Raw genomic sequence first — 23,823 nt, forward strand, 5'->3', positions numbered from 1 at the left:
CACCACTTCCGGGTTCCTGTCTTCATGTCCAACGCCACTGACGCCGTGAACGATCTGGCGCTGTCTGTCTGTGCCCGCGAGCCGATCCACACACCCGGCGCCATCCAGCCCTACGGGGTGCTGCTGGTCGCCGATCCGGTCACGCTGCAGGTACGCGAGCGCGCGATCAGCCAGGACTCCCTGCTGCAGCAGTTCGGCGATCCGCTGGGACAGCCGCTGGACGCCGTGCTGGGCGGCGTGCTGGCCGCGTTCCTGCCGCAGCTGCGCCGCACGACGGTCGACAGCAGCGTGCACGTGGGCGCCGTGCACCTGGACGGGCATGGCCGCCACCAGCTGCTGGTACACCGCTCGCAGCACGACCTGCTGGTGGAACTGGAAAGCCCGGTGCCTGGCCAGCCCAGTTCGCTGGAAGAGCTCTACCCGGCCATCCGCCGCCTGATGTCCGAGATCGAATCGGCCGCCACCGTGGCCGATCTGTGCCAGCTGGCCGCCCAGCACATGCGCGCGATGACCGGCTTCGACCGCACCCTGGTCTACCAGTTCGACAGCGCCTGGAATGGCACCGTGGTGGCCGAGGATGGCAACGGCGTACTGCCTTCCTACCTGGACCTGCGCTTCCCCGAATCGGACATTCCGGCGCAGGCACGCGAACTGTACCGGCGCAATCGGGTACGCCTGATTGCTGATTCCGATTACACCGCCGTTCCGCTGGTGCGCGATGCCGCGGCTGCCGACGCAGCGCCCACCGACCTCAGCCTGGCGGTGCTGCGCAGTGTTTCCCCGGTGCACCTGCAGTACATGCGCAACATGGGCACCGGCGCGTCGATGTCGGTCTCGCTGATCCACGAAGGGCGGCTGTGGGGACTGGTGTCCTGCCATACCGCCCATGCCCGCCGCCTGCCCTACCCCGTGCGCACGGCCTGCGAGTTCATGGGCCAGATCCTGTCGCTGCAGATTGCGCTGAAAGAGCGCGGGCGGGTGGTGGAAGAACGGGTGATCCGCCGTTCGCTGCTGGTCAAGCTGCTGGCCCGCATGGCCGGCGATGAAGACTTCATGGCGGCGCTGCGCCAGGACCACGGCAGCCTGCTGGCACTGACCGAAGCGGCCGGTGCGGCGATCGTGCACAAGGGCGACTGCATGCGGGTGGGTCAGTGCCCCGCCCGCGAGGACATCCTGCGCCTGGCGCACTGGGTGGCAGCCGAGCACCCGGGCGAAGAAGTGTTCCACACCGACCATCTGGCCGGTGCCTGGCCGTCGGCTGCGCACCTGAGCGACGTGGCCAGTGGCGTGCTGGCGGTGTCCATTTCGCAGCTGCACGACAGTTACCTGATGTGGTTCCGTCCCGAAGTGGTGCGCACCGTGCGCTGGGGCGGCGATCCGCGCAAATCCGGCGATCCGGGAACCGCGCTGTCGCCGCGCCACTCCTTCGAAGCATGGAAGGAAACCGTGCAGCAACGCAGCCTGCCCTGGACCGACGCCGACGCCGAGGCCGCGCACGAAATGCGCACGGCCATCGTTGATATCGTGCTGCGCAAGGCCGAAGAAATGGCCGAACTGAACGAACAGCTGGTACGCAGCAACAAGGAACTGGAAGCCTTCTCCTACTCGGTCAGCCACGATCTGCGCGCCCCGTTCCGGCATATCGTGGGTTATTCCGAACTGCTGGGCAGCTCGGCGGCCGAGCGCCTGAGCGAGAACGAACGGCGCTTCCTGGACACCATCGTGGAATCGGCCAAGTCCGCCGGCACCCTGGTGGATGATCTGCTGAGTTTCTCGCAGATGGGCCGTTCGACCCTGGGCCGCATGCACATCGACATGGGCGCGCTGGCGCAGGATGTGCGCCGCACCCTGGCGCTGGACTATGCCGGGCGCTGCATCAACTGGCGCATCGGTCCGCTGCCGGTGGTCGAGGCCGACCCCACCATGCTGCGCCTGGTCTGGCAGAACCTGCTGTCCAACGCAGTGAAGTTCACCCGCGACGTACCCAATGCCGTAATCGAAGTCGGCCACCAGCGCAGCGCCAGCGAAGACATCTTCCATGTGCGCGACAACGGCTGCGGCTTCGACATGCGCTACGTGGACAAACTGTTCGGCGTGTTCCAGCGCCTGCACCACGAAGACGAATTCGAAGGCACCGGGATCGGCCTGGCCAACGTGCGCCGCATCATCGGCCGCCATGGCGGGCGCACCTGGGCCGAAGGCACGCTGGGTGAAGGTGCCACACTCTATTTCACCCTTCCCCTTTCTACCGGAGAACACCCATGAGGGATCTGCGGCCGATCCTCCTGGTCGAGGACAGCCCCAAGGACGCCGAACTGACCCTGGCTGCGCTTGCGCGCTGCCAGTTGCTCAACGCGGTGGTGCACGTGCGCGATGGCGCCGAGGCACTGGATTACCTGCGCAGCGAAGGCAACTTCGCCGGCGCTTACCACGGCGGCCCGGTGGTGGTGCTGCTGGATCTGAAACTGCCCAAGATCAACGGTCTGGAAGTGCTGCAGCAGGTGCGCGAGGACCCAGAGCTGAGCAGTACCCCGATCGTCATGCTGACCTCCTCGCGCGAAGAACAGGATCTGGTGCGCAGTTACCAGCTGGGCGTCAATGCCTTCGTCGTCAAGCCGGTGGATTTCAAGGAATTCTTCGACGCCATCCAGGGCCTTGGCATGTTCTGGGGCATCACCAACCAGCCACCTCCGCACCGCGGCGGCAACGGGAACACCCCCACCCATGAATGACCCCGCGCCTGCAGGCGGCCGCCTGCGGATCCTGATGCTGGAAGACAGCGCGCTGGACGCCGAACTGATCACGGCCCAGCTGCAGCGCTCCGGCCTGCGCTTCGACACCCACCGGGTGTGGGCGCACGACACGTTCCTGGCGGCCATAACCTCGGCACAGTTCGATGTGATCCTGGCCGACCATGTGCTGCCGGGGTTCGACGGCGATACCGCACTGGCGCTGGCGCGCGAGCACGCGCCGCAGATCCCTTTCATCTTTGTCTCGGGCACGCTGACCGAAGAGCTGGCCGTGCAGGCGCTGACCCGCGGCGCGCGCGACTACGTGGTCAAGCAGCGGCTGCAGCGGCTGCCGGACGCGATCCGGCGCGCCCGCGATGAAGCCCGCGAGCGCAACCAGCTCGCCCAGGCGCGCACGGCACTGGAGCACAGCCAGGCACAACTGCAACAGATCACCGATGCCATTCCCGCGTTGATCGCGCACCTGGGTGCCGACCACCGCTACCGCTTCGCCAACAAGGCCTTCCTGGACTGGCATGGCATTGCCCTGGACGACCTGCTGGGCAAGCAGCCGGCCGACATCGGCAACAGCGCCTCGTTCCAGCAGGCCCTGCCCAGCCTGGAACGGGTACTGGCCGGCGAGCGCGCCAGCTTCCAGATCACCCTGACCCACCGCAGCGGCGAAGCCCGCTTCGTGCAGATGGACTGCGTGCCCGAGTTTGCTGCTGACGGCACGGTGACCGGCTACACCTGCCTGGGCAGTGATGTGTCCGGGTTGAAGCGCGCCGAGCTGGCGCTGCGCCAGGACAATCAGTCGCTGGAACAGCAGGTGCAGGCGCGCACCGCCGAGCTGCAGGCCAGCAAGCGGCGCCTGCAGGCCATCTTTGAATCCAGCTTCCAGCACCAGGTGCTGCTGGACCTGGACGGGCGGGTGATCGATGCCAACGTAGCCTCGCTGGCAGCGGTGCTGGCTGGCAAGCCGGACGTCGTGGGCGCGCATTTTTCCAGCACCGCCTGGTTTGCCGCGACCCCGCAGGCCGCACGCACCGTCACCGAGGCGGTGCAGAACGCCGCGACTGGCACCCCGTCACTGCATGCGTTCGAGCTGGAACTGCCCACCGGCAAGCGCAGTTTCGATTTCTCGCTGCGGCCGCTGCTGGGCCCCGATGGCCAGGTAGCGGCGGTGGTCTGCGAAGCGGTGGAAACCACCGCCCGACTGCAGGCCGAACACGCGCTGCGCCAGTCACAGAAGATCGAAGCCGTTGGTCAGCTGACCGGCGGCATTGCTCACGATTTCAACAACATCCTGACCGTGATCGCCGGCAACGTGGAACACGCCATGCTGCTGAACCAGCGCAATGGCGAACCGGCCGGCATGACCGCGCGGGCGTTGGACAACGCCTTGAAAGGCGTGAACCGCGCCGCAAGCCTGACCCAGCGTCTGCTCGCCTTCGCCCGCCGGCAACCGTTGCACAGCCAGGCGGTGAATCTGAACGACGCCGTGCACGGCATGCAGGACATGCTGCAGCGCGCTTTGGGCGAGTTGGTGCAGCTGGAGATCCGCAGCGCTGACGATATCTGGTGCGTGGAACTGGATGTCAGCCAGCTGGAAGTCTCGGTGCTGAACCTGGCCGTGAATGCACGCGATGCCATGGACCACGGCGGCCAGCTGGTGATCGAAATCGACAACAGTCACCTGGACCATGACTACGCCGCCCTGTTCCCCGATGCAGCGCCCGGCGAATACGTGATGCTGCGGGTGCGCGACAACGGCCATGGCATGTCGGCCGAAACGCTGGCCAAGGTGTTCGAACCGTTCTTCACCACCAAGCAGGTGGGCCGCGGTACGGGGCTGGGGCTGTCGATGGTGCATGGCTTCGTGAAGCAGTCCGGCGGCCATGTGCTGATCGATTCGATCCCCGGCGGCGGCACCAGCATCACCATGATGTTCCCGCGCTCAACCCTGCCCCTGCCCAGCCAGGCGGCGCCGACGCAGACCGGTTGGGCCAGCTACGAAGCGCGCGAGGAGTCGATCCTGGTGGCCGAGGACAACGACGATGTGCGCGCCTACACCGTGGATGCACTGCGACAGCTGGGCTACCGCGTGCTGGAAGCACACGATGGGCCGTCCGCCCTGCGCCTGCTGGAGCGGCCCGACACCCAGATCGATCTGTTGTTCTCGGACATCGTGATGCCGGGCATGTCCGGCTGGGAACTGGGCCGACAGGTGCGCGAGCGCTGGCCTTCGGTGGCCGTCCTGTTCACCTCGGGCTACCCGCGTGACCACGAAACCGTGGGCAGCCCCGGGCGCGGCGCACCGCTGCTGTCCAAGCCCTTCACCCGCAGCGACCTGGCGCAGTCGGTGCGCAACGCGCTGGCGCCCTGAACCCCCGATCCCGCCACATGCCCTGGTAGGTGCCGACCTTGGTCGGCACGCGCCCCGCGCTCTGGTAGGTGCCAACCTTGGTCGGCACACGCCCCGCGCCCTGGTAGGTGCCGACCTTGGTCGGCACACCCTGCGGGCCAACCAAGGTTGGCCCCTACCAAGGCGGGGTAAACCGGGCCAACCAAGGTTGGCCCCTACCGTACCGCCCTCGCGAAACGGTGGATCTGCGCGCACTCCACCACGCCGGGCGGCTGCGCCATGCCGGCCAGCGCGATCATCGCCTCGCCAATCGCGCGGTTGCTGACGGTCAGCGACGGCAGCACGCTTCCGGCCAACCCCATCAACGGCGCGGCCACCCAGTAGAACGGCTTCATCAACGTGTGCCGGGTTCCGGTGCCCGCCACCGGCTGCACGCCTGCGGGCCGCAACATCACCGTGCGTACCGGCAGTCGCGCCAGCGCGTGCTCGATCTCACCTTTCACCCGCAGCGGCATGATGCGGCTGGCCGGGTTGGCGTGTGCGCCGGATACATACAGGAAGCAGCCCTGCGGATTGGCGGCGGCCCACGCGCGGGCAACGGCCAACGTGGCGTCCACCGTCACCTGCCGGTATTCGGCCTCGGGCGTGCCCAGTGGCGGCGCGCCGGCGCAATAGAAACACGCATCGAATCCCGCCCACGGCAGGTCAGCGTGCGCGGCCTGCAGGAAGTCGGGCAGCACCATTTCCTGGAACCCCGCAGGGGCCGCGCCGTTGCGACGCACCAGCGCGCTCACCTGCTGCACCTGGCCAGAGTCCGCGCAGGCCAACGCGACACCCTGCCCGACCAGACCGCCGCTGCCGACCAGAAGAATCTTGATGGATTGCGTATTGTCAGCGCTCATGCACAGCTCCTGCGGCGCGCTAGAGTTTCACAAAACGCTGGATCTTGCGCGCCAGCCAGCCGCTGAACACCAGCGGCGCATCCAGCGCGGAAACACAGATGCACGGCACACCCGGCGCGGTCACCGGCTGATGCTCGACGTCCTCATCCAGATCCGCCACATCGCCCGGCGCAAACAGGCCCAGTGCATCGTTGTAGCTGCCCCGCAGAATCTGGGTCAGCTCACTCTGGCCATGGCTGTGCATGGGCAGGCACTTGCCCGGGGCGATCTTCAGCATGATCAGCGACGGCATCTGCGCCGCACGGATGCAGTACACCCCCGGCGCGATCCAGCGCCAACGCAGCTGCGACAGCGACGCACCGAAGTACGGATGCAGGGCGGCAGGCAGGTGATCCGGGTTGGCCTGCGGCCGTTCGCTGGGTACGGCGCGGACCGCCACGCAGGGCGCAGCCAGTCCCCCATCGGCCTGGTCCATCTGCGCCAGCATGGCCATGCGCAGCTGCGCATGCCGCGAATCGTCCACGGCCGGCTGGGTCTGCTCCAGCAGCACGGCGCCGATCGCCTCGGCATCGCGCAGGCGCTGGCGACAGGCCGGGCACTGTTCCAGGTGCGCGGCTGCGACCACGCTCAACGCCGTCGGCAGGCCGCCGGACGCATAGCTGATCAAGGTGGATTCGTGCAGATGGTGGCGCGGGCTCACTGGCCACCTCCCACCTTCGACTGCAACTGCAGGAACGCCCGGCGCAGGTGTGACTTCACCGTGCCCAGCGGCATGCCCAGCGCGGCGGCGATCTCGCCGTGGCTGCGCGCCTCGAAGTAGGACATGCGCACCAACCGCGCCTGCACCGCCGGCAGTTCATTGATGCGCTGGCGCAGCCGTACCTGGTCGGCATACTGTTCGGCACTGCTGCGCTCGACCACGTCGAAGCTGGCAGCATCGGCCACCGCGGCCTGCGCCTGCAGCCAGCCACGTTCATGGCGCACGCGGTCGATATGCAGGTTGCGCGCAATGCGGAACAGCCAGGTGCTCAGCGCGCCCTGCGCGGCATCGAAATCGGCCGCACGCAGCCACAGTCGCAGCAACGCTTCCTGTGCCAGCTCTTCGGCCACGGCAGGCGGGGCGCCCAGGCCGCGCAGGTAGACGCACAGACGCGGCATGAAGTGGTCGTAGATGCGCAGGAAGCAGTCGCGGTCACGCAGCCGGGCCACACCGTCCATGTCACCGGTCCAGTTGGTGGGCTCACTGCTGGGCTGCTGGACACTGGACACGAGACGGGCGGCGTCGAAAGGGCTGCGGGGCGGGCGGCGTTCAACATACATGGGCAGGGGCGGCAATCAGGTGAAGGTGGTTCCTGTGCCTCTACGCAGGCAGGCGGCTATTGGATGCACCGGCCGATGCATCCACTGGCCACGCCGCCACGTAGTACTGGCAGACCCGACGGAAACCCGCCCATGCGCACCTGTGCCTACCTGCTGCTGTTGCCTGTCTGCGCCCATGCCGAACCCGCCCTGATGCGCAGTGAAGGCGTGGCCACCACCGCGGACGGGCGCGTGGCCTACCGCGAGGTGCACTGGCAGCAGGGCCCGGACGAAGGGGCGCAGCGCTGGGTGGAGTACCGCTGTGGATCGGGCCAGCCCTTCGCCCGCAAGCAGTTGCCCGCCACCAGCCGCCCCGCCGCGCGTGGCTACAGCCTGCAGGACCGGCGCAGCGGCCAGGCCGCCACGCTGGACGTTTCCGCAACGGCCGTCCAGGTCCAGTGGCGGGAAGCCGGCGACGCGGCACCCGTACAGGCACGGGTCGCGCTGCCGGCAGACGCGGTGATCGATGCCGGCTTCGATGCCGCCGTGCGCCAGCACTGGGACACCCTGCTGCGCGGCCAGCCGGTCACCCTGTCCTTCCTGGTGCCGGGGCGGCAGCGCTTCTACCCGCTGAAGGTGCAGTACCGCGGCGCGCTGCAATGGCAGGGCCAGCCGGCGCAGTCCTTCGCCGTGCGCCTGGATGCCTGGTACGGCGCGGTGGCACCCGGCCTGAGCCTGGTCTATGCCAACGCCGACCGTCGCCTGCTCGAGTTCAACGGCACCAGCAATCTGCGCGACGGCAATGGACGCTACCCCCAGGTGCGCGTGGCCTTCAGCAAGCCACCCGTCCCCGCCAGCCGCAGCCAGTTGCAGCGCGAACAAGACATTCCGCTGGTCGCCGCGTGTGGTGTTACGGCCAAGTGAAAGACTGCACCGATGCAAATGCACTGCATCCAATCGTCCCGCTGCTGCGTAGGAACCTGAAAACGTGCCTTCCGGAAACCGAACATGTCTGCAGCTGCGCCCCTGCCCCGCCGACGCGCCCGCCTGCTGCGCACCCTGCGCCGCTGGTTCGACACCGGCAGCACTGCGAACGATGTGCCGGCAGCCCAGGCCGGGCGCATCGACTGGCTGCGCGCGGTGCCCTTCGTGCTGCTGCACGTGGCCTGCCTGGGGGTGGTCTGGGTAGGCGTTTCGTGGACCGCTGTTGCGGTGGCGGGCGCCCTGTACGCCGTGCGCATGTTCGCCATCACCGGTTTCTACCATCGTTATTTCTCGCACCGCACCTTCCAGACCTCGCGGCCGGTGCAGTTCGCGTTCGCGGTGATCGGCGCCGCCAGCGTGCAGCGCGGGCCGCTGTGGTGGGCCGCGCATCACCGCCACCACCACCGCCATGCCGACCAGCCGCAGGATCCGCATTCGCCGAACGAAGTCGGCTTCTGGCGCAGCCACATGGGCTGGTTCCTGACCCGCGAAGCCTTCAGCACCAATCTCAGCCGCGTGCCGGACCTGGCCCGTTACCCCGAGCTGCGCTGGCTGGATCGCTTCGACATCGCCGTGCCGGTGCTGCTGGCCGCGGCCCTGTTCGGGCTGGGCGAACTGCTGCAGCACACCGCGCCGGGCCTGGGCACCAGCGGCCCGCAACTGCTGGTGTGGGGCTTCTTCATCTCCACCGTGGTGCTGTTCCACGCCACGGTCACCATCAATTCGCTGGCCCATCGCTTCGGCAGCCGCCGCTTCGATACGCGCGATGACAGCCGCAACAACCTGTGGCTGGCCCTGCTCACCTTCGGCGAGGGCTGGCACAACAACCATCACTTCTTCCCCGGCACGGTGCGCCAGGGCTTCCGCTGGTGGGAAATCGACCTGACCTGGTACGGCCTGCGCGCGATGGCGGCGGTCGGCCTGGTGAAAGGACTCAAACCCATACCCGACTGGGTGCTGGCCAAGGCGAGGCACTGACATGCGCATCGCAATCATCGGATCGGGCATTGCAGGGCTGGCCAGTGCCTGGTGGCTGGACGGCGAACACGAAGTCACCCTGTTCGAGGCCAACGATTATCTGGGCGGGCATACCCACACCCATGACGTCACTGTGGATGGGCGCCCGCTCGCCGTCGATACCGGCTTCATCGTCTTCAACGAGCAGCACTACCCGCTGCTCACCGGCCTGTTCAATGAGCTGGGCGTGGCCTCGCAGCCCACCACCATGAGCTTTTCCATGCACAGCGAGCGCAGCGGCGTGGAGTACAACGCCACCTCGCTCGATGGCTTGTTCTGCCAGCGCCGCAACTTGGTCTCGCCCCGTTTCTGGGGAATGCTGGCCGACCTGCGCCGCTTCTATCGCCAGGCACCAGCCCTGCTGCAGGAAGAACACGGCCCCACCCTGGGCCAGTACCTGGAGCAGCACGGCTACGGCCAGGCCTTCGTCGATGAGCACCTGCTGCCGATGGCCTCGGCGCTGTGGTCATCGCCCACGGCCACGGTGCTGGACTTCCCGGCGCGCTACCTGGTGCAGTTCATGGCAAACCACCAGATGCTGCAGATGACCGGGCGCCGGCCGTGGCGGGTCGTGCGCGGCGGCTCGGCGCGCTACGTGGATGCCCTGCGTGCGCGCTGGCAGGTACGCGAGCGTCTGGAATGCCCGGTGCACGCGGTGGAGCGCCTGCCGTGGGGCGTGCGCATCCACAGTGCCGCCGGCGTGGAAGGCTTTGATGAGGTCATCCTGGCGTGTCATAGCGACCAGGCACTGGCCCTGCTGCAGCAGGTGGATCCGGTGGAACGCGCCGTGCTGGGCGCAATCCGCTACCAGCCCAATGAAGCCGTGTTGCACACCGATGCCTCCCTGCTGCCACGCAACCGCAAGGCCTGGGCCGCCTGGAATGCGCATGTGCCGCGCGCGCCCGATGCGGCCTGCACGGTCAGCTACTGCATGAACCTGCTGCAGGGCCTGCCCGGCGATACGCCACTGGTAGTCACCCTGAACCGCAGCGACGCCATCGATCCGGACAAGGTGCTGCGCCGCCTGCAGTACGCGCACCCGGTGCACGACCACGCCGCCGTGCGCGCACAGCAGCGCTGGGGCGAGGTGCAGGGTCGCCACCACACCTGGTTTGCCGGCGCGTACTGGGGCTGGGGCTTCCACGAAGACGGCATCCGCAGCGCCCGCCGCGTGGTGGATGCGCTGCGCGAACGCACCGCCCAGGCCAGCAGTACCTTCGACGTGGAAGTGCCGGCATGAGCGGCAGCGCGCTCTACTTCGGCCATGTGCTGCACCGCCGTCACCAGCCGCACGCGCATGCGTTCCGTTACCCGATCGCGCAGCTGCTGCTGGACCTGGATGAACTGGACAGCGTGTTTGCCGGGCGTTGGCTGTGGTCGGTCAACCGCCGCAACGTGGCCGAGTTCCGCCGTAGCGACTACTTCGGTGATCCGGACCAGCCGCTTGCCGATGCCGTGCGCGACCATGCGGCCCGCGAGCTGGGCTATCGCCCACAGGGCCCGGTGCGTCTGCTTACCCACCTGCGCTTTGGCGGCCACGTGTTCAATCCGGTCAGCTTCTACTACTGCTATCGCGCCGATGGACAGACCCTGGACTGCATCGTGGCCGAGATCACCAACACGCCGTGGAAAGAGCGCCACGCCTATGTGCTGCCGGTTGCGCGTGCCCTGCATGGCCACCAGGACCTGCGCTGGCAGTTCGACAAGGCCTTCCATGTGTCGCCGTTCATGGCCATGGATTGCCACTACGACTGGCGCTTCAACCTGCCCGGCGAGCAACTGCGCGTGCACATGCAGGTCTGGCGCGACGGTGTGCGCCAGTTCGATGCCACCCAGAGCATGCAGCGCCGGCCGCTGGATGGCCCTGGGCTGGCGCGGGTGCTGGCCGCCTATCCCCTGATGACCGTGCAGGTGGTGGCCGCCATTCATTGGCAGGCCCTGCGCCTGTGGCTGAAGCGCAACCCTGTGCACGACCACCCTTCCCTTGCCGAGAAACCGCGATGAACGAACTCACTCCCTCGGTGTCCCTGGCCCCGCCCGGCGCGCTGGACGCCTTCCTGCGCCGCCGCCTGCTGGACCAGCTGGCACCGCTGCGCGAAGGCAGCCTGCTGGTGCGCGATGCCTTCGGCGAACAACGGCTGGGGGAACCCGGCGGCGAGCTGCACGCCACGGTGACCATCGAAGACCCGGCGTTCTATCGCAAGGTAGCCGCGCAGGGCAGCGTGGGTGCGGGCGAGAGCTATATCGACGGTGACTGGCGCTGTGAGGACCTGGTGGCGCTGGTGCAGCTGCTGGTACGCAACCGCGACCTGCTGGACGGCATGGAGCGCGGCCCGGCACGCGTGGGCGGCTGGCTGCTGCGCGGCTGGAACCGCCTGCGCCGCAACAGCCGCGCAGGCAGCCGGCGCAACATCGCCGCCCACTACGACCTGGGCAACGACTTCTTCAGCCTGTTCCTGTCGCCGGACCTGATGTATTCCTCGGCACTGTTCGCCAACGAACAGGAAACATTGGAAGCCGCATCTCAGCGCAAGCTGGACCGCATCTGCCAGCAGCTGCAGTTGCAGCCGGGCGACCGCGTGGTGGAAATCGGCACCGGCTGGGGCGGCTTCGCCCTGCATGCCGCACGGCACTACGGCTGCCATGTGACCACCACCACCATTTCCGCCGAACAGCACGCGCTGGCGCAGCAACGCGTGCGCGAGGCCGGCCTGCAGGACCGTATCACCCTGCTCACCCAGGACTACCGTGACCTGCAGGGGCCGTTCGACAAGCTGGTCTCGATCGAGATGATCGAAGCCGTCGGTGCCGAATACCTGGACACTTACCTGGCCACCCTGCAGCGCCTGCTGAAGCCCGATGGCGTGGCCCTGCTGCAGGCGATCACCATCGAAGACCACCGCTACGAGCAGGCGCGCCGCAGCGTGGACTACATCAAGCGCTTCGTGTTTCCCGGCAGCTTCATTCCCTCCATCAACGCGATCATGGCCGCCAAGACCCGCAGCAGCGACCTGCAGCTGGTGGCCCAGCACGACTTCGGGCACTCCTATGCCCTGACCCTGCGTGCCTGGCGGCAGCGCTTCCTGGCCCAGCGCAGCGCCGTGCAGGCACAAGGCTTCGACGCCCGCTTCTGCCGCCTGTGGGAGTTCTATCTGGCCTACTGCGAAGGCGGCTTCCTGGAGCGTTCGATCGGCGTATCGCACCTGTTGCTGGCGCGCCCCGGCTACCGCCCCGCCGGCAATGCCGGGCAGGCGGTGTGAAATGCGCCGCACCTGGATCAACCTGCTCGGCAACCAAGCGGTCTGGCTGTGCGCCGTGGCCGGTGCCGCACGCGGCTGGCAGTGGCCGGCCCTGCTGGCCGCAACGATCTATATCGGCAGCCAGTTGATGACGTCACCGCAGCCTCGGCTGGACCTGAAACTGGTGGCGCTGGCCCTGGCCTGCGCGTGGCTGGTGGACGGCGTGGTGGCCGCCACCGGCAGCGTGCGCTATGCCGCCGCCCCATTCGGCTGGGCACCACCGCCGTGGATCTGCGCGCTGTGGGCCGCCTTCGCCATGACCCTGACTGCATCGATGACCTTCCTGCAGCGGCATTGGCTGCTACCGATCCTGTTCGGCCTGCTGCTGGCACCGCTGGCCTACCTGTCGGCCGCACGCGGCTTCGATGCGGTCGCCTTCGTTGAACCCCGTTGGCAGGGCCTGGCGCTGCTGGGCCTGGGCTGGGCGGTGGCACTGCCGCTGCTGGTCGGCATGGCCCGCCATGGCGCCCGCGCAGCACGCCGGCCCGTGCTGCAGAGGGCGCGACCATGAGCAGCCTGCTGTGGGTGCTGCCGTATGCCGCGCTGGTGATGAGCTGGGGCTGGGCCTGGCAGCGCCGCCACGACAACATCGGCGTGGTCGACGTGCTGTGGGCCAAGGGCGTGGCTGCTGCTGCCCTGCTACTGGCCTGGTTGGGTGAGGGTGCGCAGGCACCGCGCATCGCGCTGGCGGTGCTGGGCGGGCTGTGGGGCGCGCGGCTGGCCCTGCACCTGTGGCAGCGCGTGCGCCACGAAGACGAAGACGGTCGCTACCGCTACCTGCGTGAACACTGGCACGGTCACCAGGGCAAGATCTTCGGCTTCTTCATGGCGCAGGCGCTGCTGGTAGTGCTGTTCGCGCTGCCGTTCGTTGCGGTGGCCGCCAATACCAGTACGCAGATGGGGGGCTGGATCGCCGCGGCGGTGGCGGTCTGGCTGCTCAGCGTGGGCGGTGAAAGCCTGGCGGATCGCCAACTGGCGCGTTTCCGCGCAAACCCGGCCAACAAGGGCCGCACCTGCCGCGACGGCCTCTGGCGCTACTCGCGGCATCCCAACTACTTCTTCGAATGGCTGCACTGGTTGGCCTACGTGCTGCTGGCCGTAGGTTCACCGCTGTGGTGGCTGGCCTGGGCCGGGCCGCTGCTGATGTACGTGTTCCTGCGTTATCTCAGCGGCGTTCCGTTCACTGAAAAGCAGGCCCTGCGCAGCCGCGGCGAGGACTACCGCCAGTACCAGCGCAGCACCCCGATGTTCTTCCCGTGGTTCCCCCGCTCGCCCAAGGATCCCTCGCCATGAATGCGGTCACCTCGCTTACCCCACCCACCCTGGTTGAAACCGGACTGACCGGCTGGGCCGAACGCGGCTGGCTGCCCGACGCCGCGCTGCGCCTGGGCATCCGCCGCCTGTGCGCGCAACGCCTGGCCGAAGAACAGGACGGCGGCCTGCACGCGCAGTCACAGCGCTTCCAGCGGCGCCTGCAGGAGCTGTCCAGCAGCCCGCTGGCATTGCACGTGGATGCGGCCAACCGCCAGCACTACGAAGTGCCGGCCGCGTTCTTCCAGGCGTGCCTGGGTCACCGCCTGAAGTACAGCAGCTGCTATTACCGTACCGGTCACGAAACGCTGGACCAGGCCGAGGACGCGATGCTGGCGCTGTATGGCGAGCGCGCCGGCCTGGCCGATGGCCAGGACATCCTGGAACTGGGTTGCGGCTGGGGCTCGCTGACCTTGTGGATGGCCGAGCGCTATCCCAGGGCGCGCATCACCGCGGTATCCAACTCGCACAGCCAGCGCGCGCACATCATGGCCCAGTGTGAAGCGCGCGGGCTGCGCAACGTGCAGGTGCTCACCCGCGACGTGAATCAGCTGGAGCTGCCCGGGCACGCCTTCGATCGCTGCGTGTCGGTCGAGATGTTCGAACACGTGCGCAACTACGCGCAGCTGCTGGGCCGCATCGCCGGCTGGCTGCGACCGGACGGCGCGCTGTTCGTGCACATCTTCGCGCACCGCACGCTGATGTACCCGTTCGAAACCGAAGGCGATGACAACTGGATGGGCCGCCACTTCTTCACCGGCGGCCTGATGCCGGCCGCCGATACGCTGCTGCATTTCCAGCACGACCTGCAGCTGCAGCAGCGCTGGCTGCTGGACGGTACCCACTACCAGCGCACGGCCAACCATTGGCTGGCCAACCAGGATGCAGCACGCGAAGAACTGCTGCCCTTGCTGGCCCAGACCTACGGCAGCGACGCCGCCGCACGCGTGTGGTGGCAGCGCTGGCGCATGTTCTGGATGGCCTGCGCCGAGCTGTTCGGCTACGACGACGGCCAGCAGTGGCTGGTCGCCCATTACCTGTTCCGCCCCCGCTGAGCGAGGCCCACCATGCGCATGCCCCCGCTGTTTTCCCTGCTGGCCGTGGCCCTGTTCGGCACCGGCTGCAGCAGCCAGGACACCCGCCCCCTGCCGCGCCCGGCATCGGTGGATGTGCCGCGTTTCATGGGCGACTGGTACGTGATCGCCCATATTCCCTCCTGGCCCGAGCGCGAGGCCTTCGATGCGGTGGAAAGCTACGCACCGCGCCCCGATGGCCGCATCCAGACCACCTTTACCTACCGCAAGGGCAGCTTCCAGGCGCCGCTGAAAACCATGCACCCCATTGGCCGGGTGGAACCGGAAGGCGCCGGCGCGGTCTGGGGCATGCAGTTCGTCTGGCCCATCCAGGCCGAATACATCATCGCCTGGGTCGATACGGACTACGGCCAGACCATCGTCGGCCGCAGCAAGCGCGACTACGTCTGGTACATGGCCCGCACCCCGCGGGTAAGCGAGGCCCAGTACCAGCAGGCGGTCGCCCGCATCCAGGCAATGGGCTATGACATCAGCAAGTTGCGACGGGTGCCTCAATCCGTGCGCTAGAAACGCAACGTGCCGTTCCAAAGGCCCATGGGCTGCCCCATAATCGCGCCTCCAAAATGGAGGAAACGTTTTCATGGAGAATGCAGCACCCGCCAATCCGCCCAAGGATTACCTGTTCGCCGCCATCCTGAGCATCTTCTGCGGCTTCTGGCCCTTCGGCATCGTGGCCACCGTCTACGCCAACAAGACCTCGTCGCTGAAGGCGACCGGGCAGATGGGTCCGGCCGCCGTCACCTCGCGCAAGGCCCTGCGCTGGATGATCGCCTCGTTCGTGACCCTGCCGGCCCTGCTGGTGGTGCTGATCGGCTGGGGCCTGATCAACCGGGCCATGATGTAACTGCCGTACCGGGGGTGGTTTCCACCCCCAACGCGCCCTGCCCGCGCTGATATATAGTCTGCCCAGACAACCACACGGAGCAGGTCATGGGTCTGGTACAGGCGGTCAAGGGTGCGGTAGGCGGTGTTCTGGCCGACCAGTGGAAGGATTTCTACACCGTGCCAACGGGCCTGCCGTCCACGGCGGCGCTGTTCGCGGCGGTGCCGCGCGGCACCAATGCCGGGCGCGGCTCCAACACCAGCGGTTCGTCCAACATCATCAGCAACGGCTCGAAGATCGTCGTGCCCGAAGGCTACGGCCTGCTGCTGTTCCAGGACGGTGCCATCACCGCCTTCGTGGCCGAGCCCGGTGGCTATGAATGGCGCTCGGACGATCTGAACTCGCAATCGATCTTCGCCGGCGATGGGCTGGTCAGCACCTTCATCAAGCAAAGCTGGGAACGCTTCAAGTTCGGCGGCCAGCCCGGTTCGCAGCAGGCAGCGTTCTTTGTCTCGCTGAAGGAACTGCCGGACAACCGCTTCGGCACCCAGTCGGAAATCTACTGGGACGATGCCTTCCTCAATACCCAGGTTGGCGCGGTCACCCGTGGCTCGTACACGCTGAAGATTGTCGACCCGATCCTGTTCGTGAAGAACTTCGTGCCGGCCAGTTACCTGCAGCCCGGCCAGGTGTTCGACTTCACCGACATGGACAACGCCGCCGCCACCCAGCTGTTCAATGAAGTGGTGGGTTCGCTGGCGCCGGCCTTCAGCCTGTACAGCAACGACCCCGCCAAGGGCAACCGCATCACCAAGCTGCAGCAGGATTCGATCGGCTTCGCGCAGAGCCTGTCGGCCGCGGTGGAACAGGCCTACCAGTGGCAGAGCGATCGCGGCCTGGCCATCGTCAAGACGGCCATCGTCTCCATTGAATACGACGCCAACACCCGCGAACTGCTGAAGACCGTGCAGCGCGCCGATGCGCTGTCCGGTTCGCGCGGCAATTCCAACCTGCAGGCCAGCGTGGCCCAGGGCATCCAGTCGGCCGGCGAGAACGGCGGCGCGGCCGGGCTGGTGGGCGTGGGCATGGCCTCGGGCATGTTCGGTGCCGGCAACCTGCAGCAGCCCACCGCACCGGCGGCGGAAGACCCGGTCGCCAAACTGAAGAAGGCCAAGGAAATGCTGGACCTGGGCCTGATCACGCAGAGCGACTACGACGCGCTGAAGGCCAAGGCGCTGGGGCTGTAACCGGCAGGACCGACCATCACCATGTCCGATCCACGCAACAGCCCGCCGCCCCTGCCCCCCGTGCCGCCCGCCGCACCCACGCCACCGCCCCTGCCCGGGGCGGCGCTGGATGGCCCCGGCTCGCCGCAGGATGTACCGCCGCCGCCCGGCAGCTTCCCGCTGGACACCTCGAAACTTCCGCAGGCGATCCGCGATGAGATCGAGGCGCCCGACCCGCTGGCCATCGACACCGCGGCCAGCGAACTGAAGGACGGCCTGAACCGCTGTCCCAAGTGTGGCGCCACCGATATCCGGCCACGGTTGGGCACCGACATCCTGGTCTGCCAGTTCTGCCGCCACGAATGGCACGGCGCCCGCGTGGAGGAAGCCTTCGGTCTGGGCGAGGCCATCGGCGAGCTTCGCGGCACGGTGATCGCCAGCGGCGCGCGCGACATCGATGCCGACCTGTCGGCACTGATGACCTTCAAGTGCACCGGCTGCGGCGCCGAAGTAACGGTCAATACCGAAAGCACCATGACCGCCCGCTGCCACTGGTGCCGGCACGTGTTCGGGGTGAACGAGCAGATTGCCAACGGCGCGGTACCCGACGCGGTGCTGCCGTTCCATATCCGCAAGGACGACGCCGTCGCCCGCATCCGCCAGTTCGTGGACAAGCGGCGCATGTTCGCGCTGAAGGCGTTCAAGGACCAGTTCACCCCGGAAAACGTGGTGGGCGTCTACCTGCCCTACATGATCGTGGACGGCAACGTGAGCGCGGCAGTGGCCGGCAAGGGCGAGATCAAGACCCGCGAATACACCCGCGGCACCGAGAAGAACAAGCAGACCTACTACGACGCCGACATCTACCAGGTGGAACGCCAGGTGGATTTCACCGTGGACGATCTGCCGCTCGAGTCCTCTGCCGACCGCGGCAACCTGGACACCCGCGCCAACACCAACAACATCATCAACACCATCCTGCCGTTCGATACCAAGAACGCGGTGAAGTGGAACGCTTCCTACCTGGCCGGCTTCACCTCGGAAAAGCGCGATCTGGACGTGGAAAAGCTGCGGCCGCGGCTGGAAGACCAGTTGCTGTCCATTGCCCGCGCGCAGGTGGAGCGCAGCGTGAATCGTTACGACCGCGGCGTGCGCTGGGAACAGGAACAATTGCAGGTGCACGGTACCCGCTGGGTGGCGATGTACCTGCCAGTCTGGCTGTATTCCTACCACCAGCCCGGCCGCAACGGCGGCATGCTGCACTACATCGCGGTGAACGGACGCACCGGTGAAACCATGGGCAGCGTGCCGGTGCAGCAGTGGAAGCTGCTGCTGGCCGCGCTCACCACCGGCACGATCATCGAAGCACTCGCAATCGCCTTCCTGGTGGCAACGACATGAGTGATGACGCTGGTCTCTGGTTGCTGGCCGCAGGCCCGGCAGGCGCCACGGCGCTGTACTGGGCGCTGTACCGCTACTACCGCAACACCGACAAGTCGCACGGGTTCGAACACGAAACCGAGATCGACGCCAAGCCGGTCACCGGCTCGGACCGGCGGGTGGACAGCATCACCGGCACCCAGGAACGGCGCGTGCGCGGTGACAACGTGCATGAGTACCGCAAGCGGGTGGCACGGGTCGCGCCCGATCCCGACCGCAGCGGGCCACCGGGCACCACGTCCTGACCACACCCTGCTGATCTAGACTGGCGCCCCCGCCAACGCTGGCCGGGGCCAATCTCTGCTGCCGAGACCACCGTGAACGCTGCACCCCCGAACGATTCCCCTGCGGCACGCGCCACGGCCAGCGTGAACATGGCCTTGGCCGGCGGCGCCATCGTCGGCACCTGGTTCTGGGACGTAACGAACGACCAGCTGACCGTGGATGCCTACCTGGCCCGCGCCTTCGGCCTGGACCCGGCACTGGCCGGGCAGAAGCTGCAGCTGCACGACGTGCTGGGCGCCATCCACCCCGACGACCTGCCCGGGCTGACCGCCGCCATCGACGCCGCCGTGCGCGACGGCGACCGCTTCGCCCACCCCTACCGGGCGCGTGGCGAAGATGGGCAGTACCACTGGCTGGAAGGCATCGGCCGGATCGAGCGTGATGCCAGAGGTCGCGCGACCGGTTTCCCTGGCGTGCTGATCGACATTGACAAGCGCCTGCGCGTGCAGGCCGAGCGCGACCAGGCACAGGCGCTGCTGCGCTCGTTCATGGAAGCCGCGCCCGGTGTGATGTACGCCAAGGACCGGAAGGGCCGGCTGCTGATGGGCAACCATGGCGCCACCGAACTGATCGGCTTGCCGCCGCAGCAGTACGTGGGCCGCACCGACGCCGAACTGCTGGGCGACCCCGCGCAGGCCGCGGCAGTGATGGCCACCGACGAACGCATCATGGCCAGTGGCCGCACCGAGCAGCTGGAAGAAAAGATCAGCTTCGCCGATGGCCGGCAGGCCTGGTGGCTGTCCACCAAGGCGCCGCTGCGCGATGCCGATGGCACCGTCATCGGGCTGGTCGGCACCTCGCTGGACATCACCGACCGCAAGGCCGCCGAAGCCGCGCTGGCCGATAGTGAAGAGCGCCTGCGCCTGGCCACCGAAGCCAGTGAACAAGGCTTCTGGGATGTGGACCTGGTGCGCGACCTGCTGATCTGGCCGGCCCGTACCAAGGCCATGTTCGGCATCTCCGCCGGCGCACACGTAACGATGGACGACTTCCGCGCCGGCCTGCACCCCGACGACCGCGAGGCCACCCTGGCCGCGCTGGATGCGGCCGCGGATCCGGCCCGGCGTGCCAGCTACGATGTGGAATACCGCACCGTCGGCAAGGAAGACGGCATCGTGCGCTGGGTGGCCGCCAAGGGCCGCGGCATCTTCGAACACGGCCAGTGCGTGCGCATGCTGGGCGTGGCCATCGACATCACCCGCCGCAAGGCCGCCGATGCGCGCCTGCAGGAATTGAACGAACAGCTGGAAGCCCGCGTGCACGCCGAAGTGGCCGAACGCCTGCGCGTGGAAGATGCGCTGCGACAGAGCCGGAAGATGGAAGCGGTAGGCCAGTTGACCGGCGGCATCGCGCACGACTTCAACAACATGCTGGCCACGGTGATCGGCCCGCTGGATCTGCTGGCACTGCGTATCGACAGCGGCGACAGCCGCGCCCACCGTTACATTGAAATGGCGCTCGATGGCGCCCAGCGTGCCGCGCAGCTGACCCAGCGCCTGCTGGCGTTCTCGCGGCAGCAGCCGCTGCAACCGGTCGCCGTGGACAGCAACCACCTGCTGGCCGGCATGAGCGACCTGCTGGTGCATTCGCTGGGCAGCAGCATCATGCTGGAAACCGTGCTGGGCCGCGATCTGTGGTGGACCCACGCCGACGCCAACCAGCTGGAGAACGTGATCCTGAATCTGGCCGTGAATGCCCGCGACGCCATGCCCGGCGGCGGTCACCTGAAGGTGGAGACCGGCAACTGCCGCATCGACATCGGCAACGCGGCGTCCCATCCCGGCATTCCTGCAGGCGACTACGTACTGATCGCGGTCAGCGACACCGGTACTGGCATGGCGCCGGACGTGCAGGCGCGCGCCTTCGATCCGTTCTTCACCACCAAGGACGTGGGCCAGGGCACGGGCCTGGGTCTGTCGCAGGTCTATGGCTTCGTGCAGCAGTCGGCGGGACATGTGGCGCTGGACTCCAACCCCGGCGCTGGGACCTGCGTGCGCGTCTACCTGCCGCGCCTGCTGGGCGAAGCGTCACCGTCGGCGCGGCCGCCGTCACGTAGTCCAGCAACGCCGCCGGACGGGGGCGCCGAGCACATCCTGGTGGTGGACGATGACGAGGCGGTGCGCCGCTTCTCGGTCGATGCGCTGACTGAACTGGGCTACGACGTACTGTCCGCCGATGGCGCCGCCAGCGCCCTGCCCCTGCTCGATGCCCATCCGTCCATCGCCCTGCTGTTCACCGACGTGGTGATGCCGGAAGTCAACGGTCGCCAGCTGGCCGAGCAGGCGCTGGCCCGCCGCCCCGGCTTGAAAGTGCTGTACGCCACCGGCAACAGCCGCAATGCGCTGGTGGACGACGGCGTGCTCGATGCGCGCGTGCAGCTGATCGGCAAGCCCTTCACCATCGATGAACTGGCGACCCGGGTGCGGGTTGCACTGGCGCAGACCGGCTAGTTCACGCCTCCGATGCAGGGCCGGGGCCAGGCTGGGCGCGCGCGCCCTTCCGCCGCTCCCTTTGAGGCACCGACCATGGTCATCCGCACCCGTTCCGTGCTGCTGTTGATGTCGTCCAGCCTGGCCCTGGCAGGCCCCCTGTTCGCCGCCGCGCAGGACGCCCCGCCACCGGTGGGCGAACTGAGCGCCACCACGCAGACCACCTCCAGCGAGACCACCCAGACACGCAGCAGCCGCAGCGAGATCGACATCAGCATCGACCACGACGCTGACGACGACTGGGGTGAGAGCCGGGGCCACGGCGCACGCCACCGGCGCGACGATGTGGACGAGCGCGATCTGTTCGGCCAGTGGACCCTGGGCCAGGAAGGCAGCAACAGCTGCACCATCGAACTGAAGGACAGCACCTGGTTCGGTGGCTACGGCGCCTGGGTGCCAGCCGGCTGCCCCGATGGCGTGTTCTCGGTGAACCGCTGGCTGCTGTCGGGCAACGACCTGCTGCTGACCGATACCAACAACACGGTGATCGCGCGCTTCCGGCAGAGCGGCAGCGGCCGCTGGTCAGGGCGCCGGGTCGCCGATGGCGCCCGCCTCTACCTGAACCCCCAGGGATCGCGCTGACCACCGGCGCAGCGTCCTTCTGAGTGTGCCCTGCTGCCCAGAACCGGGCGCAAGGCGGTGCCTATACTACGGCCGCCTGCCCCCGGTTGCCGCTGCGCGACCGCCACGGGCAGGCAACGGACGGGATGTATCCGTTGGGCCCGCGGCCACGCCGCCGGCCCCTGCCGTGCTGTGCGACCCATGCGGTTCCACCACACACCAGGAAGGATGCCATGCGCCTCACACGACGTGATTTCCTCGCAACCACCGCCAGCGCATCGCTGGCCTCGCTGGCGTCGGCGGCGCTGGCCGACGATGCCCCTGCGGCCGCCGCAGCCGGTGCACCGCGCTTCCAGCGCTACAACGTCACCAGCCCGCAGGGCCAGCGCATGCTGGCCAGTTATGCGCGCGGCATCCGCGCCATGCTGGCATTGCCGCCCGACGATCCACGCAACTGGTTCCGCAATGCCTTCGTGCACCTGATGGACTGCCCACACGGTAACTGGTGGTTCTACGTCTGGCACCGCGGCTATGTGGGCTACTTCGAACAGACCATCCGCAGCCTCAGCGGCGATCCGCAGTTCGCCATGCCGTACTGGGACTGGACCGAACTGCCGAAGATTCCACCGTCGATGTTCGAGGGCGTGCTGACCCCCACCGACGCGGCCTATTCGCGCTACACCCGCAACCTGGCGGTGTTCACCGATTTCATCAAACCGGCCCTGCAGCGCTACTGGGCCACCCTGGACCCGGAGCAGCGCAAGCAGTTGTCGCTGCGCGGCTACAACAGCATGGACGATGTCTGGAACGATGTGACCGGCTACAACGCCAAGGAACAGACCGGCATTTCCGGCAATGCCGCCTACGCGGTCACCTGTGGCGCCCGTTACCTGTGGGCCGAACACCCGCAGCTGGACCCGAAGACGGCCTCGGCGGTATCGCCCGATACCATCCGCGCCGGCCTGTCACCGCAGGATTTCAATAACCCCGACATCAGCCGCAGTTTCACCAGCTCGCGCACCGCCTCGCACGTGCTGCAACCCGACGGCGCCACGAAATTCTCGGTACTGGAAGGCTTCCCGCACAACAAGGTGCACAACTGCATTGGCGGCGTCGGTGCGGTCGATCCCGGCCCCTACGGCAACATGACCAACTTCCTGTCGCCGCTGGATCCGATCTTCTATCTGCACCACGCCAACATGGATCGCCTGTGGGATGTCTGGACCAAGCAGCAGCAACGCTTCGGCCGCCCGATCATGCCCACCGATCCGGCCACGCGCGAACAGTTCATGCGCGAACCCTTCCGCTTCTTCGTCGATGCACAGGGCCGCCCGGTCGGCAACAAGACGGCCCGCGATTTCTTCACCACCCAGGCGTTCGACTATGACTACGCGTACGGTGCCGGCGCGGTTGCCAGTGCGGCGGCCGCCGCTGTTCCCGCTGCCGCCGAAGCGACACTGGTGCGCGGCACCCGTGCGCAGGACGCGGTGCGTGTGGCCGTACCGCACGCGGCGGTGCGTGCGCACCTGGCCACAACTGAACCGCGTCAGCTGATTGCCGAAGTCACCCTGGAGCGCCCCCACGGCCTGCAGAATGCGCGCGAATTCGACGTGCTGGTGAACGCCCCGGCCGGCGTGCGCAGCGTGGATGCGGACAGCCCGTACTATGCCGGCACGGTGTCGTTCTTCGGCCCCAGCATGCCGGGCATGGACCACAGCCATCCGACCACGTTTGCGGTGCCCTTGCCGCAGAAGCTGGCGGCCTTCAGCGGGCTTTCGGCCGCCGCGGGCGGCAGCACCACGTTGGAAATCCGTCTGGTCGCCTCCTCGGGGCAGACGCCGCAGGCGTTGCCAGTGCTGGATGCCGCGATCCTGGTGGCGCCGGTCCCCTAGCGCTCGCTGGCCCCTTCGTGAACTGCGTCAATGCCGCGTATGCCGGCATTGACGCACGCTTCACTGGTCTGCGCATCAGCATAACCCGTTCATTGTCAGGATCGGGC

General features: G+C 67.7%; 22 protein-coding genes. 19 read left to right on the plus strand and 3 right to left on the minus strand.

Features of this window, described 5'->3' with window-relative positions; genetic code table 11:
• Positions 1-24: 24 nt before the first annotated feature.
• From C1932_RS10365 to C1932_RS10375, 3 genes are read left to right on the plus strand one after another with little or no spacing between them, the layout of a single operon-like run.
• Complete coding sequence (locus tag C1932_RS10365) at positions 25-2,265, plus strand: ATP-binding protein (protein ID WP_108762084.1); 2,241 nt, start codon at positions 25-27, stop codon at positions 2,263-2,265.
• Positions 2,262-2,732, plus strand: a complete 471-nt coding sequence (locus C1932_RS10370; RefSeq protein ID WP_108753181.1) for a response regulator — start codon at positions 2,262-2,264, stop codon at positions 2,730-2,732. The genes C1932_RS10365 and C1932_RS10370 overlap by 4 nt, the downstream gene beginning before the upstream one ends.
• Positions 2,725-5,115, plus strand: a complete 2,391-nt coding sequence (locus C1932_RS10375; RefSeq protein ID WP_108762085.1) for a response regulator — start codon at positions 2,725-2,727, stop codon at positions 5,113-5,115. The genes C1932_RS10370 and C1932_RS10375 overlap by 8 nt, the downstream gene beginning before the upstream one ends.
• Before the next feature lie 194 nt (positions 5,116-5,309).
• Here the strand turns inward: C1932_RS10375 and C1932_RS10380 are convergent, their stop codons facing one another.
• From C1932_RS10380 to C1932_RS10390, 3 genes are read right to left on the minus strand one after another with little or no spacing between them, the layout of a single operon-like run.
• Positions 5,310-5,996: an oxidoreductase gene (locus C1932_RS10380; protein ID WP_108762086.1), complete on the minus strand. Its 687-nt coding sequence runs from the start codon at positions 5,994-5,996 to the stop codon at positions 5,310-5,312.
• Positions 5,997-6,015: 19 nt separating this feature from the next.
• Positions 6,016-6,696, minus strand: coding sequence for a ChrR family anti-sigma-E factor (locus tag C1932_RS10385; protein ID WP_108762087.1), 681 nt, complete (start codon positions 6,694-6,696; stop codon positions 6,016-6,018).
• Positions 6,693-7,316 carry a sigma-70 family RNA polymerase sigma factor gene (locus C1932_RS10390; RefSeq protein WP_108762088.1) on the minus strand — a complete coding sequence of 208 codons (624 nt, stop codon included), beginning with the start codon at positions 7,314-7,316 and terminating at the stop codon, positions 6,693-6,695. Before C1932_RS10390 ends, C1932_RS10385 begins: the two co-directional genes overlap by 4 nt.
• A gap of 132 nt (positions 7,317-7,448) precedes the next feature.
• Between C1932_RS10390 and C1932_RS10395 the strand changes: the two genes are divergently transcribed.
• The 16 genes from C1932_RS10395 to C1932_RS10470 all read left to right on the plus strand — a co-directional run bounded on the left by C1932_RS10395 (position 7,449) and on the right by C1932_RS10470 (position 23,716).
• Entirely contained in the window at positions 7,449-8,219 is a 771-nt protein-coding gene (locus C1932_RS10395; RefSeq protein ID WP_108762089.1) for a hypothetical protein, read from the plus strand.
• Positions 8,220-8,303: 84 nt separating this feature from the next.
• On the plus strand, positions 8,304-9,257 hold the full coding sequence (locus C1932_RS10400; RefSeq protein WP_108762090.1) for an acyl-CoA desaturase: 954 nt from the start codon (positions 8,304-8,306) through the stop codon (positions 9,255-9,257).
• Position 9,258: 1 nt separating this feature from the next.
• Complete coding sequence (locus C1932_RS10405; protein WP_108762091.1) at positions 9,259-10,536, plus strand: FAD-dependent oxidoreductase; 1,278 nt, start codon at positions 9,259-9,261, stop codon at positions 10,534-10,536.
• Positions 10,533-11,300 carry a DUF1365 domain-containing protein gene (locus tag C1932_RS10410; RefSeq protein WP_108762092.1) on the plus strand — a complete coding sequence of 256 codons (768 nt, stop codon included), beginning with the start codon at positions 10,533-10,535 and terminating at the stop codon, positions 11,298-11,300. The genes C1932_RS10405 and C1932_RS10410 overlap by 4 nt, the downstream gene beginning before the upstream one ends.
• Positions 11,297-12,556 carry a cyclopropane-fatty-acyl-phospholipid synthase family protein gene (locus tag C1932_RS10415; protein WP_108762093.1) on the plus strand — a complete coding sequence of 420 codons (1,260 nt, stop codon included), beginning with the start codon at positions 11,297-11,299 and terminating at the stop codon, positions 12,554-12,556. Before C1932_RS10410 ends, C1932_RS10415 begins: the two co-directional genes overlap by 4 nt.
• 1 nt (position 12,557) lies before the next feature.
• Positions 12,558-13,106, plus strand: a complete 549-nt coding sequence (locus tag C1932_RS10420) for a DUF2878 domain-containing protein (protein WP_108762094.1) — start codon at positions 12,558-12,560, stop codon at positions 13,104-13,106.
• Positions 13,103-13,888, plus strand: coding sequence for a DUF1295 domain-containing protein (locus C1932_RS10425; protein ID WP_108762095.1), 786 nt, complete (start codon positions 13,103-13,105; stop codon positions 13,886-13,888). The genes C1932_RS10420 and C1932_RS10425 overlap by 4 nt, the downstream gene beginning before the upstream one ends.
• Positions 13,885-14,961 carry a class I SAM-dependent methyltransferase gene (locus C1932_RS10430; protein ID WP_108762096.1) on the plus strand — a complete coding sequence of 359 codons (1,077 nt, stop codon included), beginning with the start codon at positions 13,885-13,887 and terminating at the stop codon, positions 14,959-14,961. The genes C1932_RS10425 and C1932_RS10430 overlap by 4 nt, the downstream gene beginning before the upstream one ends.
• A 12-nt stretch (positions 14,962-14,973) precedes the next feature.
• Positions 14,974-15,507: a lipocalin family protein gene (locus tag C1932_RS10435; RefSeq protein ID WP_108762097.1), complete on the plus strand. Its 534-nt coding sequence runs from the start codon at positions 14,974-14,976 to the stop codon at positions 15,505-15,507.
• 73 nt (positions 15,508-15,580) lie between these two features.
• Positions 15,581-15,844 carry a CD225/dispanin family protein gene (locus C1932_RS10440; protein WP_108753195.1) on the plus strand — a complete coding sequence of 88 codons (264 nt, stop codon included), beginning with the start codon at positions 15,581-15,583 and terminating at the stop codon, positions 15,842-15,844.
• 86 nt (positions 15,845-15,930) lie between these two features.
• On the plus strand, positions 15,931-17,070 hold the full coding sequence (locus C1932_RS10445) for an SPFH domain-containing protein (RefSeq protein ID WP_108753196.1): 1,140 nt from the start codon (positions 15,931-15,933) through the stop codon (positions 17,068-17,070).
• A 21-nt stretch (positions 17,071-17,091) separates the two neighbouring features.
• On the plus strand, positions 17,092-18,450 hold the full coding sequence (locus C1932_RS10450) for a hypothetical protein (protein WP_108756266.1): 1,359 nt from the start codon (positions 17,092-17,094) through the stop codon (positions 18,448-18,450).
• On the plus strand, positions 18,447-18,734 hold the full coding sequence (locus tag C1932_RS10455; protein ID WP_108762098.1) for a hypothetical protein: 288 nt from the start codon (positions 18,447-18,449) through the stop codon (positions 18,732-18,734). Before C1932_RS10450 ends, C1932_RS10455 begins: the two co-directional genes overlap by 4 nt.
• Before the next feature lie 72 nt (positions 18,735-18,806).
• Positions 18,807-21,224: a PAS domain-containing sensor histidine kinase gene (locus C1932_RS10460; RefSeq protein WP_234412087.1), complete on the plus strand. Its 2,418-nt coding sequence runs from the start codon at positions 18,807-18,809 to the stop codon at positions 21,222-21,224.
• 75 nt (positions 21,225-21,299) lie between these two features.
• Positions 21,300-21,845, plus strand: a complete 546-nt coding sequence (locus C1932_RS10465; RefSeq protein WP_234412089.1) for an AprI/Inh family metalloprotease inhibitor — start codon at positions 21,300-21,302, stop codon at positions 21,843-21,845.
• A 212-nt stretch (positions 21,846-22,057) separates the two neighbouring features.
• Positions 22,058-23,716, plus strand: a complete 1,659-nt coding sequence (locus C1932_RS10470; RefSeq protein WP_108762100.1) for a tyrosinase family protein — start codon at positions 22,058-22,060, stop codon at positions 23,714-23,716.
• Positions 23,717-23,823 lie beyond the last annotated feature (107 nt).

Source organism: Stenotrophomonas sp. YAU14D1_LEIMI4_1 (genome assembly GCF_003086815.1).
Lineage (GTDB): Bacteria > Pseudomonadota > Gammaproteobacteria > Xanthomonadales > Xanthomonadaceae > Stenotrophomonas.